At 36.6% G+C, this 16,435-nt stretch carries 14 protein-coding genes and 1 pseudogene; all 15 read left to right on the plus strand.

Annotation, left to right across the window (positions count from 1 at the left end):
* A partial coding sequence (locus P9X27_00830) for a PKD domain-containing protein (GenBank protein MDP8252933.1) occupies positions 1–2,283 on the plus strand: 2,283 nt, incomplete at its 5' end.
* Between the two features lie 70 nt (positions 2,284–2,353).
* Positions 2,354–2,734 (plus strand): DUF1573 domain-containing protein, encoded by a 381-nt coding sequence (locus P9X27_00835; protein MDP8252934.1) that lies wholly within the window; start codon positions 2,354–2,356, stop codon positions 2,732–2,734.
* A gap of 168 nt (positions 2,735–2,902) precedes the next feature.
* Complete coding sequence (locus tag P9X27_00840) at positions 2,903–3,379, plus strand: hypothetical protein (protein ID MDP8252935.1); 477 nt, start codon at positions 2,903–2,905, stop codon at positions 3,377–3,379.
* A 105-nt stretch (positions 3,380–3,484) separates the two neighbouring features.
* Positions 3,485–4,192, plus strand: a complete 708-nt coding sequence (locus P9X27_00845; GenBank protein ID MDP8252936.1) for a SprT family zinc-dependent metalloprotease — start codon at positions 3,485–3,487, stop codon at positions 4,190–4,192.
* A 341-nt stretch (positions 4,193–4,533) separates the two neighbouring features.
* A complete protein-coding gene (locus P9X27_00850; protein MDP8252937.1) occupies positions 4,534–5,955 on the plus strand; it encodes a hypothetical protein in 1,422 nt (473 codons plus the stop codon).
* 21 nt (positions 5,956–5,976) lie between these two features.
* A pseudogene (locus P9X27_00855) lies at positions 5,977–6,228 on the plus strand (DUF5661 family protein).
* 207 nt (positions 6,229–6,435) lie between these two features.
* Positions 6,436–8,382: an ATP-dependent helicase gene (locus P9X27_00860; protein ID MDP8252938.1), complete on the plus strand. Its 1,947-nt coding sequence runs from the start codon at positions 6,436–6,438 to the stop codon at positions 8,380–8,382.
* Between the two features lie 159 nt (positions 8,383–8,541).
* Entirely contained in the window at positions 8,542–10,401 is a 1,860-nt protein-coding gene (locus P9X27_00865) for a GNAT family N-acetyltransferase (protein ID MDP8252939.1), read from the plus strand.
* Entirely contained in the window at positions 10,385–11,344 is a 960-nt protein-coding gene (locus P9X27_00870; protein MDP8252940.1) for a hypothetical protein, read from the plus strand. Before P9X27_00865 ends, P9X27_00870 begins: the two co-directional genes overlap by 17 nt.
* Positions 11,334–12,584, plus strand: coding sequence for a tetratricopeptide repeat protein (locus P9X27_00875; protein MDP8252941.1), 1,251 nt, complete (start codon positions 11,334–11,336; stop codon positions 12,582–12,584). The genes P9X27_00870 and P9X27_00875 overlap by 11 nt, the downstream gene beginning before the upstream one ends.
* A 105-nt stretch (positions 12,585–12,689) precedes the next feature.
* Positions 12,690–13,685, plus strand: coding sequence for a hypothetical protein (locus tag P9X27_00880; GenBank protein MDP8252942.1), 996 nt, complete (start codon positions 12,690–12,692; stop codon positions 13,683–13,685).
* 118 nt (positions 13,686–13,803) lie between these two features.
* Positions 13,804–14,844: a hypothetical protein gene (locus P9X27_00885; GenBank protein ID MDP8252943.1), complete on the plus strand. Its 1,041-nt coding sequence runs from the start codon at positions 13,804–13,806 to the stop codon at positions 14,842–14,844.
* A 57-nt stretch (positions 14,845–14,901) separates the two neighbouring features.
* Positions 14,902–15,345, plus strand: a complete 444-nt coding sequence (locus P9X27_00890; GenBank protein MDP8252944.1) for a hypothetical protein — start codon at positions 14,902–14,904, stop codon at positions 15,343–15,345.
* Positions 15,346–15,503: 158 nt separating this feature from the next.
* Positions 15,504–15,851 (plus strand): hypothetical protein, encoded by a 348-nt coding sequence (locus P9X27_00895; GenBank protein MDP8252945.1) that lies wholly within the window; start codon positions 15,504–15,506, stop codon positions 15,849–15,851.
* 303 nt (positions 15,852–16,154) lie between these two features.
* Positions 16,155–16,435 (plus strand): hypothetical protein (locus tag P9X27_00900; GenBank protein MDP8252946.1); only part of this gene is annotated, 281 nt, incomplete at its 3' end.

Consider the following 16,435-nt stretch of genomic DNA (forward strand, 5'->3'; position numbering starts at 1 on the left):
AATTTCTTTGACTGGCGGGAACCTATCTATGAGGTGAATTTTAAACCCACTCTCAACGAATGGAACACTACTTGCAGGTTTGAATTTTACGGCAAGGATCTTCTTGATTCGGTTGAGCTTAACCTCTCACGAGAATGGGACAGAAAATGGTATCGATTCGGACCTTACGATAAAAATCAGGGTAAAAAAATTGATGGATATTATCGTTTTCGCCTTGTTGCTACCGGAATCAGCGGAAACGACCAAAACCTTTTTAGAGTTCGAATATCCCCTGAAAGTGCCCAAAGTTACTCAGAAAAGATTAAAATTCGTCTGAACTCACATGAAGGTAAAGAGATGTTTTTCTATCCCGAAATTCCAGCTGGAACTAAGAATGTAATAGTTGAAAACTACGACCTTGACCTTGATGGCGGTACTAGCAAGCTTGCCTCAGATAAAAGAAAAAGAGGATATAGTGTAAGTGGTTCCGAGAGCGGTGAGTGGAGCCAGACAGTAGTCCCGGTATACTCCACTGGAGGCAGAATGATATATACCATTAAAAAAGGTACTCAAAGGCACGCAAATGCAGCAATAAGAATGATTACCGATAAAGGAGAGCCTATACCTATATATTTTAAAAAAGGTGCTCCTAGAGTGATAAGAGAGGTTGTGGCACCAGTAAAGCCGATAAAACCGGCCCCAAAACCTATTCTGGATAAAAAAACTCAATGCAATAAATTTACTTTTGATGCCACTAAATCCTATGATCTCGATAAGCAAAAACTTAATTTTCTCTGGGATTTTGGTGACGGCATTACCAGTACAGAGCCTATTGTAATTCATACATACGAAAAGGGCGGTGAATACACAGTAACTCTCACTGTTAACAATGATTCCGGGCTACCCTGCGATACTTCAACAACTTCCCAACAGATATCAGTTAATACTCCTCCAATAGCTAGCTTCAGCTCGCCTGAGCTTGTCTGTTTATCAGATACAGTATACTTTGACGCTAGTAGAACTTTTGATGACAATCCGGAAAATTTAACTTATGCCTGGGATTTTGGTGACGGATCCAGCAGTAATGGTAAGAAGGTAAGCCATATATATAACAAGGGCGGCAGCTACGATGTAACACTAACCGTAGACGATAATTCAGATACATCCTGTAATCTTAGCAGTATAAAGAAAGTTATGAAGGTTAATACTCCACCTATAGCTAACTCCGGTTACAACGTCAATCTCTGTCTTAAATCTCCAGATGAGAAATATACTGTAACTCTAGACGGCTCTAAATCAAAAAATCCCAACGGCACACCGCTTACCTACACCTGGAACCTAGGGGATGGAGTCATTTTGAATGGCGAAAGAGTAGAGCACACTTACAAAACCAGCGGTATTTATACGGTCACTCTTGTCGTAGATGACGGCATGGGTCTCTCTTGCAGTAAAGCCTCAGATACTATTACTGTAAATTTAAATAGACCGCCCGTAGCTGCTGCAGGCGACGACAAGATACTATGCGTCGGTCAAACTGTCAGTTTGGATGGTTCAGCCTCTAAAGCCGAATCGGGAGAAAAACTCAGCTATAAATGGGATTTTGGTGACGGCAATGAGGCAACCGGAGCAAGAGTTAGCCATGTTTATGAAAAAGGCGGCAAATATTCGGCTACTCTTACCGTAAATGATAACATGAATACAGTATGTTCTATCGATATGGATACTGCTTCTCTGCATATAAACTCCAAGCCTTCGGTAACCATTGCCGAAGTTAACGATAGCTGTGTAGGTAAAGAGATTTATTTCAATGCTTCAGGTTCTAATGATCCTGACGGTGACATCCTTAGCTACACTTGGGACTTCGGAGATGGTGTCACTGAGAAGAGGGCATCTTCTAGAATAGTCCATACTTATGAGAAAGGTGGTTCTTATGCTGTTTCAGTGACAGTTGATGATGGCAGCAAATCTGCCTGTTCTTCTGCTTCTGATTCTCGCAGAATCAATATAAATACTCCGCCAGTTGCAAAGCTTGATATGACTAGTCTTTGCTGCGTAGGCATGGAACAGAAGTTTGATGGTTCAGAATCCTTTGATGCCGATGGCGACACCCTTAGTTACACCTGGTATTTAGATGATGGTACTATAACCAAGGGAGCCAAAATATCTCATATCTATGATGAACCCGGAACATATAGAGTGATTCTTGAGATTAATGATGGTTCAGAAACCGATTGCAGCTCCAGCTCTATAGCACAGACTATCAAAGTCAGCGGCAGTCCTGTTTCAATAATTGAAATAAGGTAGTAGAGAAAAACATAAGAGCTTAGAGCGGGATTACGACTAAGAGTATCGTTTTTAGTTTTATATAGTTAATATGAAAATCATACTGCTCATTTTGTTATCACTTCTATTGCCTACCTATGTTTATGGACAAAATGCACCTGCAATAGAAGTAATAGACTCTCCTTGGGATTTTGGCCAAGTTAAAAGAGGTGAAATAAGCGAAAAATCATTCTTTATTATTAATAGTGGAGAGGAGACGTTATTAATTGAAGGTATCAGCTCCTGCTGTGGATACCTCATAGTGGATCTATCTTTATGGGCAATAGTCTCCGGGGAGAAGTCGAAGATAACAATATCCTGCAATAGCAGGCTGAAAAATCTCGGGCAAGATGAAAAATATTTTACCATCAAATCCAATGATCCTGCCAACCCAGAGCTTAAAGCTCCGATTATATCCTATATTATTGAATAAAACCAATTATTAGTAGGTCTCAAGGTATTATCTTCTTAAATCATTAAATAGGCACATCCCGGTTTTTGAAATTCCAATTGTGTAACACTTAGCATTGCACAAGCCACGCTTCTTTACGCCAATCAGAACATTTTACTCACACTATCTCTTCTGCTATAATACTTAACGATGAAGCTTGCTATTCCTGTGAATAATACTTTAAGGAAGAGAAGGAATATTGTTTTGACAGCTCTATTTTTGAGCCTGCTTTTATTTTCAAGCAGCTCTCATGCTCAAATGCTTTCGGATTGGGAGTTTAATGTCTATTATGATTTTATAGATAGATTTTTAGACATGGACGATTGGACAGAAGAGAATGAGGATAAAGTATCTAGAGAAATTGCAAGTAAATATAACTTAACCTACGAACAGGTAAATGAGATCGTGGATAGAGCCTTTAAACGAGAGATTTCTGACTGGGAATGGGATATAGGCGAGGAAATCTATGAGAGGTTTTCTTCTGTACCTGAAGAACTTCAGACCGACAATGAGCGTGAAAGAATATTCAGGGAATTCGGAAATAAATACGACATCTCTCGCAACTACCTCAATGATATCCTCTATAGGACTATATGGGATATTATGATGTGGGATTACTTTGATTAACAGAGTTAAATTCTTAAAGATTTTTACAATTGATCAAGTTTATATGTGCATACTGTGTCTTTCCTAAGGCATCGGATATCTGCGTCTAAACCTTAAAACAATAAAATGGCTATAAAGACACAACAGATGATGCTGGGTGATATTTGCATAGATGTACTTCATAAAAACATCAAGAATCTATGCCTGAGCATTTATCCTCCTACAGGCAGAGTAAGAATATCAGCTCCTAAAAGAATGAGTCTTAGAACAATCAGAATATTTGCTATTTCAAAGTTAGAATGGATAAAAAAACATCGGGCAAAATTCTTGCAGCAAGAAATAGAGCCACCCATTAAATACTTAAGCCATGAAAGCCATTATTTTAAAGGGAAACGTTATCTTCTAAATGTGATTAATCATAATGCTCCTCCAAAAGTAGAGCTACGCAAAGAAGCTTATATCGATCTCTACATAAGAAAAGGAAGTAATTTAGAGCATAGAAAAAAAGCTATAACTGAGTGGTATCGAAAGCAATTAAAAGATAGCATCCCAGACTTAATTGAGAAGTGGCAGAAAATTATGGATGTTGAGATTAAAGACTGGGGCATCAAGCAGATGAAGACCAGATGGGGCACGTGCAACATCAAGGCGCACCGCATTTGGCTTAATCTCGAATTAATTAAAAAACCGGAATATTGCCTGGAATATATAGTTGTTCATGAGATATTACATCTGTTAGAACGTAGACATGATATCCGATACAAATCCTATATGGATAAATTTATACCTCAATGGCGAATCTACGAAAAAGAACTAAACCGTCTTAAACCGTAAGCATAGAAAGGAATAAAAGCAATTCTCACTTGTCTATTTTGGTATTTTAATTGTTATAGTTTTTCTTATGCAACATTGACTATCATTGTATCGCAACGTATAATGTTGCAAGTAAGCAGAGAGCACATTTAGTTTGGACAAAGCTAACACATAAATAAGGAGAAGAACAATGGGTGATAAAGGCCAGAAAGATAAGGATAAACACAGCAAGCAAACAAACAAAGCAAAGAACGCAAAAAACGAAGCAAAAAAGAAAAAACAAGAAAAAGTACGTTAGTAGAAAAAGTATTTTTGGATTATAGGGCTTTCTGATATCTTTTGATCTCACCAAGGAGATACAAATGATTAAAACAAAAATAAAAACCATTGGCTATCTTTTATGCATTGTATCTCTACTTTTTATTGCCTCTAGAGACTCTTGGGGGGAGGATAAGCTAAAAAAGACCTTACCTTCTGTAATAACTCTTAAGATAGAGACCAAAGACAGCCGAACATTCAATGCAATGGCTTTTATGGCTATCGAAAATGGAGTAGCAGTAACATCCTGGCAAGTAGTAAGTAACGCTAAAAGAGTTGTAGCCAGGTTTCCTAATGGAGAAGAATTTGAATCGCAAGGTCTTATAGATAAAGATCTCAAACGTAATCTGGCTTTGATTAAGGTAAAAATCTTCGGACGCCCCTTATTAAGCTGTGATCCGGCTGAACCAGCAGCTGGAAGCAAAGCATATTTCTGGGACATGAAAGATCCAAACCTTAATATCAGTGAAACCACTATAGATAGGGTAGAGGTAGCTAAAGGCATAAAGATCTACTATCTATCTTCTCTATTATCACGTGAAAATACCGGCGGACCTCTACTTAATGCTAAAGGCAAAGTTATAGGTGTATTAGGATTAATTGCGGGCCAGGATGATCAGAAGCTCAGCATAGGGCTTCCTTCGGCCTATGTACTCGGCCTTGATCCTGCTCTTCCTGTACAAGTCTGGCAAACACTTAAATCAGAGGCATCTTCAAGTGCTCAACAAAACGATGTAATAGATAAACAACTCGCAGAGGCTCTAATTCAGATTCATGATCATTATACTATAATTACTTGGCTAGGAAACTATACGCACGGCCAGGGATACCAGCGAGGTATTCCACAGCTAATATACAAAAATATGGAAGAGTTAAAGATGGAGCTCTCTAACACCTCTACGCTGCGCTCTGCAGATCCTTTAAGAGCACGGCTATTGCAGAATACAACACGTGCTTTAAGAGCCTACCTGCAAGCTACTGAGTTCTTTATTAAAGCTGTTGTTGTAGCACGAGGTTCATCTCAAGGATGGGGAGCTCAGTCAAAAGATCTATTTTCAAGAGCTGATGCACTGATGAGCAACTTTCCTGATGGATATGGAAATTTTGTAGCTGATGTAAAGCAGTTACTAGAATCATCGGATCAATTTAAAAGCTCATCACTTATAGAGTTGCAATATTGGCTTGGGGTAATAGAACTTCCAGCAGGATTTAGCTTCGGAATTCAAAACTTCGCACGAAATCCATTTCATCTTTTTCTCGTAAGATCATCAAGTCTGGCTGAGAATATTGGATTTCAATCTGGCGATACAATCATCTCATTAGGAGACCGAGAGTTCAAATTGACTGAAAGTATCGAGGACTTTAAGGTTCTGCTTAAATCTTATGTTGGTCAAAATGTAGAAGCAACGATTAAACGCTACGACAAGATCCAGACGATAACACTTAAGGTGCCTAAAACTTTATAGCACTAAAAAAGGGGCTACAAAATGGAATCTAAAAAAGGATTTACAGCTGACGAGGCAAGAAATATTGGGGAAATATTAGGAATAAAGTGGGATAAGTTTGATGTTGAGCAATTCCGCATGGGAATGGATATAGAGCTAGAACATGGCTTAATCGATCCAGCAACAAATGTTACTAATGACGATTCCTTGATAACTGGTAAAATTGCTCTTGCTCACCTTAACGAGTTTCAGGATTATTACACAAGATTAAAAAAAATGGAAGAAGAAGCAGAGAGGGGGAAGTTTTCCTGTGAATCCTGCGGAGAAGAGATAACCGAGGAAGAGTATAAAAAACATAATAGGATGTGTAAAAAGTGTTTTTTATAAAGTGAAATAAGCAAAATTTTATTATATACTAATAAAATTAAAGTTAAGCTGATCAAGAATACGGTCTGACTCAACAAAAAGCAAATCGCCTAATTAATCGTACTAATAATACCTATGGAATTAAACGACCAACAAAGAAAAGCAGCTGCATATAATGGTAGAGCAAAAAATATTCTTGTTACCGCAGGAGCTGGGTGCGGTAAAACTAGAACGATCATTGCAAGAGCTATACACTTACTGCAATCAGGTGCTGATGCTTCAAGAATATTGATGATGGTATTCACTAATCGTGCTGCAAAAGAGATAAAAGCACGATTAAATAGTGAGATTGGTTCGGCATCCAATCAGATACATGCTGGCACTTTTCATTCGTTCTGCCTAAGAACAATAAGCACAGCTCCAAATAGCTTTGGCGTTTCAGGTCTTAATATAATTGATTCTGACGACCAAAACTCCTTAATGACAATTGTTCGGGGCGGATACATAAGCAAGTATGAAAAAGAGCTGAATAAGGAATTCCCAAAATCATCCGCATTAGTCAGGTATTACTCATATAGCAGAAATACCTGCCAGGATCCAAGACAATATTTATCTAACAACACTGACTTAGGCGGACAATTCATAGAAATATGCTGCAAAATATTTAATGAATACCAAAAAACAAAAGAACTAAGGGGATATCTTGATTACGATGATTTGCTCAACCACTTCACAATATCATTAAGAAATAAACCGCAGTTAAGGAGTGCTATTGCGAAGCTATTTGATGAAGTGCTGGTTGATGAGGTGCAGGATACAAACCCCCTGCAGTTTGAAATATTGAAATGTTTTTCAGAAGAAGGTGTTCGGCTATTCTGCGTTGGTGATCCCGCTCAATCCATTTACAAATTTAGAGGTGCAGAGTTTCAACATGTATACAAATTCAATGAAATATTCAGTAACAGCACAACAATACCGCTCTCTTTAAATTACCGTAGTTACCAAGAAATACTCAATTTATCAAATTGGTTACTCAATCGATCACCACTAGATTATAGAAATAAATTAAAGGCTCATCGAGGAGCCTCTGATTCCTTGCCATTGTTATCAGACTTTGATAGCGCCCAAGAAGAGGCAAGCTGGATTGCTGATAAAATCCTTGAACGAAATAATTCCGACATTAATTTTAGAGACGTGATGGTCTTAGTTCGTTCTGGGTTAGATGCTAAACCAATTGAAGCAGAGTTTATTCAAAGAAATATACCATATTGTTTTATAGGCGGCACAAGCCTGACAAAATCAGCTCATGTTCGTGATGTATTATCACTCTTAAGAATTGTAAGAAACGACCAGGATGATTTAGCCTGGATGCGCTTTCTTAAACTATGGCCAAAGATTGGAGAAAGAACATCCGAGAAACTAATAAGTAATTTTTACGAACAAGCTGACATAAGTGCAATAAAAGTTTTATCTGAGAATATAGGAGAAAAACATAGTGCTATTTATGCATATAAACAGGTTGAATCTAAGCAAGAGACACCTAAGAAATGTGTTTATAAGGCGGTTCAACATCTTACTCCAATTTTAAAAGAGAGATATGACAAGTGGAATTTTCGTAGCCAAGATTTAGATCTACTAATTACTGTATCTGAAAAATATGAAACAATCAGTGATTTTATTGACGCTTTCACACTTGAGCCAATGACGAGCACAGAGGTGCAGAAGTTAGAAAATAGTGATGCTGTTTCATTGATTACAGTTCATAGCGCAAAAGGAACGGAAGCTCCGATCTGTTTTGTAGTAAACGCTAAGCAAGGCACATACCCTCATATCCGTAGCTATGGAGATATTAATTCAGAAGAGGAAGAGAGAAGAATACTATATGTAGCGCTTACAAGAGCACAGAATGAACTCTTTATCACTCGATCAGCAGGTCATAGTAATTTTTACATGCAGAACAAGCCAGCAGAAGGGGAAGAGTACTTTTTATCAGAGATACCTGAAAACCTGGTAATAAGTGAAATTCATGGCTGGAAGTCAGGTTATTCAAGCGGATTTATATCGCTTAAAGATGTGTATTAAAAAATTAGATATCTCTTAAATACGCTCTGAACATCTAAATGGCTGTAAATACTACCTCTTAGGAGCAATATTAACCCTAGACGTTGCAATTAGATCCTTCGATTTGTAATCCCCCTAATTATATGGCATACTTTATAAAGAGGGAGATTGGTGCAAAACATGGTAAATCTAAAGACTAAAGGGATTGTTTTATTTATAGTGGGGGCTATTTTGCTTTCTCCTCCTGCCTGTGCAAGGAGAGTGCATAATGTTGCTAATTTAGAGTTTCTAAACGAAATTGACTGGCAGAAGATTCAAACAGCCATAGACGAAGCTAAGGATAGGTTGTATGCAGAGTTTTCTGGAAGCAAGAGGTGGGTTTTTACCGAAGCCCTGCATGAATCGATGAGACCGGAAACAGAGGAGAAATCGTTCTTTGTCCTTGAGCAGATGCCTACGAATAAAGACTTAGAATATATTCGAGATTTAGAACTTGACCATGAAATCTCTATACTCTTTATCCCTTACATAGATACCTGGTTTCTCGTCCGTGGTAACGGCACACATGCTGAACTACCTGATAATTTGGATAAAATATACAGAGCAGGTCTCGTTGGAAGCTTTGGACACCTTCATTACTCTGATTTTTGGCCATTACCATCTCCAGTTGATGTAGATATGGCCATAACATACGGTGGATTTGAATGGGTTATTGCGGGGTCTGGGATCTGTATCTACGAAGCTGACGATATAACTAATCCTTTAACAGGAAACTCCTGGTTACTCAATCCTTATAAAATTAAAGATTTCTTACCCAAAATATCTACCTTAGAAACAGAAGATGAAGCTTTATCGGTTGTCAGCGAATTTTATAAAACTATAAATTTAGATTTTACAATACTGCTCTGGATTGAATTAGAAAATGATTCAATCGCAGGTATAGATGTCCTCCCGGATTTGGTAGAAAGCCTGCATAGTCCTGATGATATAACAAGAGCACGGGCTTTGGTAAACGTAGCCTCCTTACTAGATGAAGAGGCTTTGGTAATTTTAAAATCATTCTCCAATGATCCTTCAGTTTATATACGTACACTAGCCATAGAGTTAATTTCTAATATGGATTTAATAGATGCAAAAGAAGCAATTGATACTGCAGAAGCCTACTTAGATGATGCAGACTTCTCCATTAAGTCTGATGCCCTAGATATTGTTATTCAGTTATCCCAAAGCGAAGGATTGCTGGAAGAACTAAAGCCTGCAATTATAGACTGCTTGAAAAAGACTTTAAATACCGAACATTTCTTAAGTACTTTTAGAGAACTAAGCTCATTAAGAGGAGTTACAGACAATCCTGAACTTTTAGCTTCAGCTGTGTCGGAAATAGGCACAGAAGACACTATAAAAGATCTACATCTCATCGTAGATACAGCAGAGAGAGACTCAGAATCCCAGCTTGCATTATATTGTTTGGATTTTATAGACAATAGATTGCCTTTTGAAGAATCTTCTCATCAGGCAACAGCAAGAATGATTAATCCTCTAGAAGGAGCACGATTAACCTTCGATGATTGTCAAAAAATAAGCAACTTAGGTTCTGAGACAATTAAGGATGCTAATGACGGAAAATACTTAGATCTACAGATAGATTTAATCCTTAGAGATGGTGAACCCATATTTATTCAAACATCATTGCAAAACTCCTACGGTATTTTATACGAACAGAATGGCGAACTAATTGGATGCGGTTTTATTGAGCAAGAAAGAGACGGTTGGAACATAAAATCATTCTTTGTTGCACCTCAGATGCAAGGTAATGGCATAGGAACAAAAATAATAGAGGAACTTGAGAGAATAGCAATATCAAATGGAGCAACGAAGATTTATCTGGAAGCATACGATTTCCCTAACACAATCTCTTTTTATGAAAAAGCAGGATATACAATTACTGGTAGAACAAAACCTTTTCGTCGTTTTGATTTGGCAAGGGCTATTGATTTTATCTCTATGGAAAAAACTATAAACGATGAAAGAAGTGATTAAAATTAAAAATATTCTTTTAATTTTAACAACCATTATCCTTATCTCTAATACTTCTTATGCTAGAAGAGTAAAAGAAACAAGTATTACTCTCTCCACAGGCTTAGAAGTCCAAAAAATAGCTCCTAAAGAGGACTTTAAAAATCCATTCCAAGTTTTAATTGATGAAATGATTCTTCAGATTAAATGGCGAGGAAAAACAGAAAAAATAGTAGAAGACATAATAGCTGCAGCAGAACAATTTCTTAGGAATACATTCGAGATATCATCCCAGACTATTAAAGGTAATATTGTCCCATTCAGTCAATTAAGAAGACAACCGGCATTCAGTAAAACATATTCTTTTATGACAACTTTTCATAATCCAGACCAAGGGTATATCCAAATTTTTATAAACTCAGAGCTGCTACAAAAACATTCTGATGCAGAATTTGTCAGAGGCATTATACATGAAGTACTTACCTTTTCATTACAACCGGATGAGTTTTTCAGCTTGTCTAGAAAAGATCCAGAAGGTCTTTTCTATGCTACAGAAACAGGGGGATATAAATTGCTGATTGAAGGATTTGCAAATTTCTTTACCGAAGTTCCATTTACACTAGAAATGGCAAAAAGCTATGCCGATGCTTTAAAAGACGAATGCTTTGCTTCGTTATTCCCTGGTTTAGACGAAGATAGAATTGAATTAATTAAAGAACAAAGTTGGTATAGGAATGCCCACCCTTTAGGACTGATGATGTTTGATGTATTCTCAAGGATTAACCCTGAGGCAATGTGGGAATATGCGCTAACTTTTTATAGCCGCGTATTAGGTGGAGATATAAACTTGGTCAGCATTGCCAGCATTAATGTAAAAGAGATTCTTTATCAGGATTATGTTTCATTATGTCAGTTGGCAGGAGAAGAGCCATATCCAAGATATATATTTTTTAAAGATGAAAAATAAAAAAATACTTTTAATTTTAATATTTGTTACTTTGATATTATCCAATCCTGTATATGCAAGGAGAATTAATACTGTACTCACTTATAACGAGGAAGCAAGTTTTGATATTTCAAAAATTAATCAATCTCTTAACGAACTTGGCTATTCTCAATCTGAATTATTGACTCTTCAATTAATAGATTTATTTCCTAGCCTTCAGTACAATTTGTCAAAATTGAGTCAGGTTGAGAATCCACGAGAAAAAGCATCTCATCTAGCAATGTTTATAAAAGTTCTTATAGGTTTGGCAGTAGATGAAAACCAGTTTGAGCTATCCGACGTATTAAATAAAAGAAAAGCTAATTGTTATGGATTTGCACAACTTGTTTATGTTCTAGGAAAATCCGTGGGATTAGATGTAGAACTACTTCTTGTCCCAAATTTTGGGCCAGGCCATATGGTAAACCTGATACATACAGATAGGGGAGATATAATTTTAGATTTAACCAATAAAAATCCTGAGATAGGGTTTTACCTTAGCCCCCTAATTGACTGGGATAAAAATTATGAAAGTTTAAACGAAGAAGGATATCTCTGGTGTCTAAGAGAAGATAGTAAAATTGACGATACTTACAATGCAGTTCAGATTATAAATAAAGACGGCTTAAAAGCAGAACTATTGGCTAGTCGTAGTTATGAAAAAGGTAAAGTAGGATTGATTGAGGAAGAACTACGTCTTTGCGAGGAAGCAGAAGATCTCAACCCTAATTCTTGTGTTGTTTTAAATAATCTTGCTGCTATATATGCTAAGTTGGGACGATTAGAAGAGTCCCGTGCATATTTTCTAAAAGCAGTTACTATCAATCCTTATTACGCAAGAGCATTTTTTAATCTTGGCCATATTGAAGATGATTTAGGCTATCATGAAGAGGCAATCGATGCTTATTCAAAAGCAATAAATATAAGACCGGATTATGTCGAAGCCTGGCATAACCGTGGTCTTGTCAAATTGCAGTCAGGGATAGAGATTGCAGAAGAAGACGGAGAAAAAGCATATGAGTTACTTGAGCAAGGACTGAAAGATTTTGATCAAGCAATAAGGTTAGATCCTACATATGCCGCAGCATATGATAATCGCGCTACTACACTTTCTTTGTTAGGGCGACATAAAGAAGCCATTATTGATTTTGATATATCAATCAACCTAGATCCGACTGCCAATGCGTATCTTAAACGAGGTTTTTTTAAATATACGAATTGAAAGAGATAGATGAAGGTCTAGGGGACATCAGAAGAGCGCTGGAGTTGAATCCAAATTTTGTTTTACCCGATAATATAAGAGAGATGTTATGAAAACATACAAAACATGAAATATTTTAAATATAATATTTTAATTCTCGCTGGGGCTATTTTTGTTTTTTCCTGCTCTGCCGACGCAAGAAGGGTAAAAAGCAGCTTAGATACTCCAGGGATACATGTGCTGCTACCTCTTATTGTAAAAGCAATTGTAAGTCAAGATAAAGAAGCGCTTAGCACTCTTGTTAGCGAAAACCCTATTCTTGCCAGTAAAAACTGCTGGAGTGGCTTATTAAACAACCTAGATAAAGATAGTTGGAAAGCAGAAGCATATCGTGCACTTGCGATTACATCCAAACGTATTGGAGAGCATAGAAATGCTGTTAATTATTATGATCAATCTGTAAGGGAATTCAAAGACTTGGGTGAGCACTTTAAACAAGCAGGTAATTATTTAGTAGCAGTTAGAATGTATGATCGAGCTATAGATATTACTTTTAATAATACAACAAAACATAGCAATGACTTCCAATGGCTTTTTGACACATACCTCACTTGTGCTGAATATCTTGAGCTTGGTAAAGATTTTCAGAGAGCATTAGGAAGATATACTTCTGCAGCATACCTTGCAGCTCAAAAACTAAATGATTTCGAGTCATCCGTATCATGTAATGTCAAAGCAGCAGAATGTGCTTTAAAAATAGCAGAAAATTTATTAGCTAAAGATAAGATGCAAGATGCACTGTTAATGCTTCAAAGTGCTGTCAAAAAATATGACCATGCTGCAAAAACATCAAAAGTAAAACTAAAAAACAACGCTAATTTTGCATTGTACAACAGCCTTGCAGCTGAATCCTATTCTAAGATAGCTGAACTATACAAACAAATAGGAGAAGTAGCGCTTGAGAAAAAAGCCTGGATAGAGACAGCCAAACGCTACCTAATTACAATGAACGCATATATCGCATCAAAGAATAGATCTTTAGCAGAAGGTTTTAGAATGAAAGCAGCTTCTGTATTAGAAAACATAGGTATGTTTGAAGAAGCACAGGAACTATTTAAATAGATGAAGATGGTAAAGTAATACGTTATTAAAATGAACGTTAAAAATATTTTAAGAGGGGTGCCGATACGATTATGGATTTTATAGAGCTGTTAAAAGCTAAAGGGATATCATTTTAGACATGATAGATATCCTAGCCAAAAGAACTATCTTAATTATGTTGGGGTGTCTTTTGTTTCTGCCTCAGGCTCAGGCCAGGAGAACACCCCAAATCCCAACTACAATTAGTGAACTCCGGCAAAAATTACTGGAAATTGAAGAGACAACAAAGATACACTTTTCACGAAGCTATTTACTCTCTGATGAAAAATTAACAGCACTACTGCAAAGTCTTAAAAGTGCAGGTAGAGGAGTTGACTTAATAGGTGAATTCTACAATATACTTCTTGAAGTTGAAAAAACAGCCCGAGAGAGGCTGGGAGAAGATATTAACTTCTCAGGGGTTCTCATGTATTTCGAAGAACCTGCAAGCGGAGAAGGCTGGGAACAGCTTGATATAACAAAAGATGATGTCAGAAAAGATAATTATAAAACGATAGATTACAACATTAGAATAAAAGATCTGTCAGGAGATGGTAAAAACCCAATGCTTGAAGTTAATCTTGCTGAGATCATCTGGATCTTAGAGAACAGACCAGATACTTTCAGGCAACAGATAGAGGGCGTACTTGCTCATGAAATAGGACATATCCCTTTATCATTTCTACCTCTGGGGGCTAATGCTCTCCTGAATTGGTTTCCTGCAGGCATAAGAAACCCTTATATATTTGGAGTACAGTTTGTGTTCAATGAATATTGGGATGAATTGGGAGATCCAGCTTTTATAACAAACTCCTATTTAAGCGCTCCTGCTGTTTTAATTGAACTTATTGCAGACAGAGTAGCTCAATATATAGCACCTGAATCCCATAAAGAATATGTAAAAACAAGGATAGAGGCCGCCTTTAGGTATATTGAATCTCAAGAAGACGTTTCTCCTTTAGGAATTATCTATCAGATAATAATAGCCGATGAGTTGGGATTAGAAGATTTAAGAGATAGGTTAATAAAACAATACAGATTATTTGAACCCATGGTTGGAGGACACAGAATACTCCTTGAAAAAGCTTTGCCTGATCTACAAATATTTTATAGAGACTTACGCATTCATAAGCCTTTTTAGAATAACTATCTATTCTTGACAACCCTAAACATTTAGCAGTAAACTGCTTTTATTGTTATGAAAAAGAAAAGATCCGTTGGAACAATAATATTTCCTATCTTCTTATTGCTTTTCGGTGTTGTAACTACAATCTTTATGGTGCTATTTACAGTAGCATTTCTTATTCCAGAGAGTCAGTTTTCAATTAAAATATTAGCAAATATAAATATTGATAAGATGCATCAAGAATTTTGGACGGTTTCGTTGCACGAAATACCTATCTGTTTAGCATACATGTTCTTTGGAATATGTGCTTTTGTTGCTGGTATTGGTATTTTGAAACTTCAAGATTGGGGGCCAAAGTTATTTATGTTGCTTGCAACGGCTGATATACTGACTAATGTAACCAATAGCATCGTCTTGAAGAAACCATTATTACCAGAGGTTCCATGGATTATTTTTAATTGTATCGTCTTGTTTTATTTTACTCGCCCCAAAATAAAAGAGCAGTTTAATCTGTAAAAAACTAACATATTAATAAAAGGAGAATTACCAATGGGCGATAAAGGCCAGAAAGATAAGAACAAACACAACAAGCAAACAAACAAAGCAAAAAACTCAAAAAACGAAGCAAAAAAGAAAAAACAAGAAAAAGCACGTTAATAAAAAAGGAGGGTGCCTTGAAGAAGATAACAGTTGTCTTGCTGCTTACAATTATTTTCAGTTGGGTAACTTTTTCCCATGCAGATGAATATGACGACGTTTATACAGACGGGTACATGAACGGAAAAACCTTTGACTATGAAACCGATGACTGGGAAGGTGATGAATGGGCATATGAAAACGATATTTATATGTACGGTGTAATAGACGCTCTTTTCTGGACAAATTATGATTATATGAAGAGAACATATCGCGACGATGATGAAAACCAGGAAATGTTGGATATGATAAGACGGTACTACAGAAACAACCCTTCGCAAAAAGACAAGCCTATTGTAAAATTAATACTAAACGGCTGTAGGTAGAAAAGCATTGCACCGCAAGCAATTAGACTAGTTTCTCTCCGCTTTAACCCGAAATTCTGGTTATGCCTTGGTTTGTGCCTGTGCTAGGACATAGAAGCAGTTCCAAGAACGGCAAAGGGGTGTATCCAACCTCTTTTACCTCAGGGTGGGACTACTTACCTATTTAAGACATTTTTATCTAATGAGTGTGTAAATAACGGTAAATACTGTCTATTAGAACGTAATTTTGTAAATTATAGCCTTCAATTTGTAATCTTCTTAACTATATGGCATACTTTATAAAGAGGGGAGTTGGTACAAAATATGGGAAATCTAAAGACCAAGGGGATTATTTTATTCATAGTGGGGGCTATTTTATTCTCTTGTCCTGCTGATGCTAGAAGAGTAAAAACCAACGTTATAAATGAGAATCTTATTTTACGTAAAATATATAATGGATTTAGCAATCAAGAGATTACTGAGGTCAGAATACCAAAAGAGTTTGATGTTTTTCCTAGGATCGCAGTTGATGATAATGTCTATGAACATTTTGGTAAAAATGGACTTGAGATACTTTTTAATAACATAGCTGAGGCTGTAAAAAA

The organism is Candidatus Kaelpia aquatica (assembly GCA_030765335.1).
GTDB lineage: Bacteria > Omnitrophota > Gorgyraeia > Kaelpiales > Kaelpiaceae > Kaelpia > Kaelpia aquatica.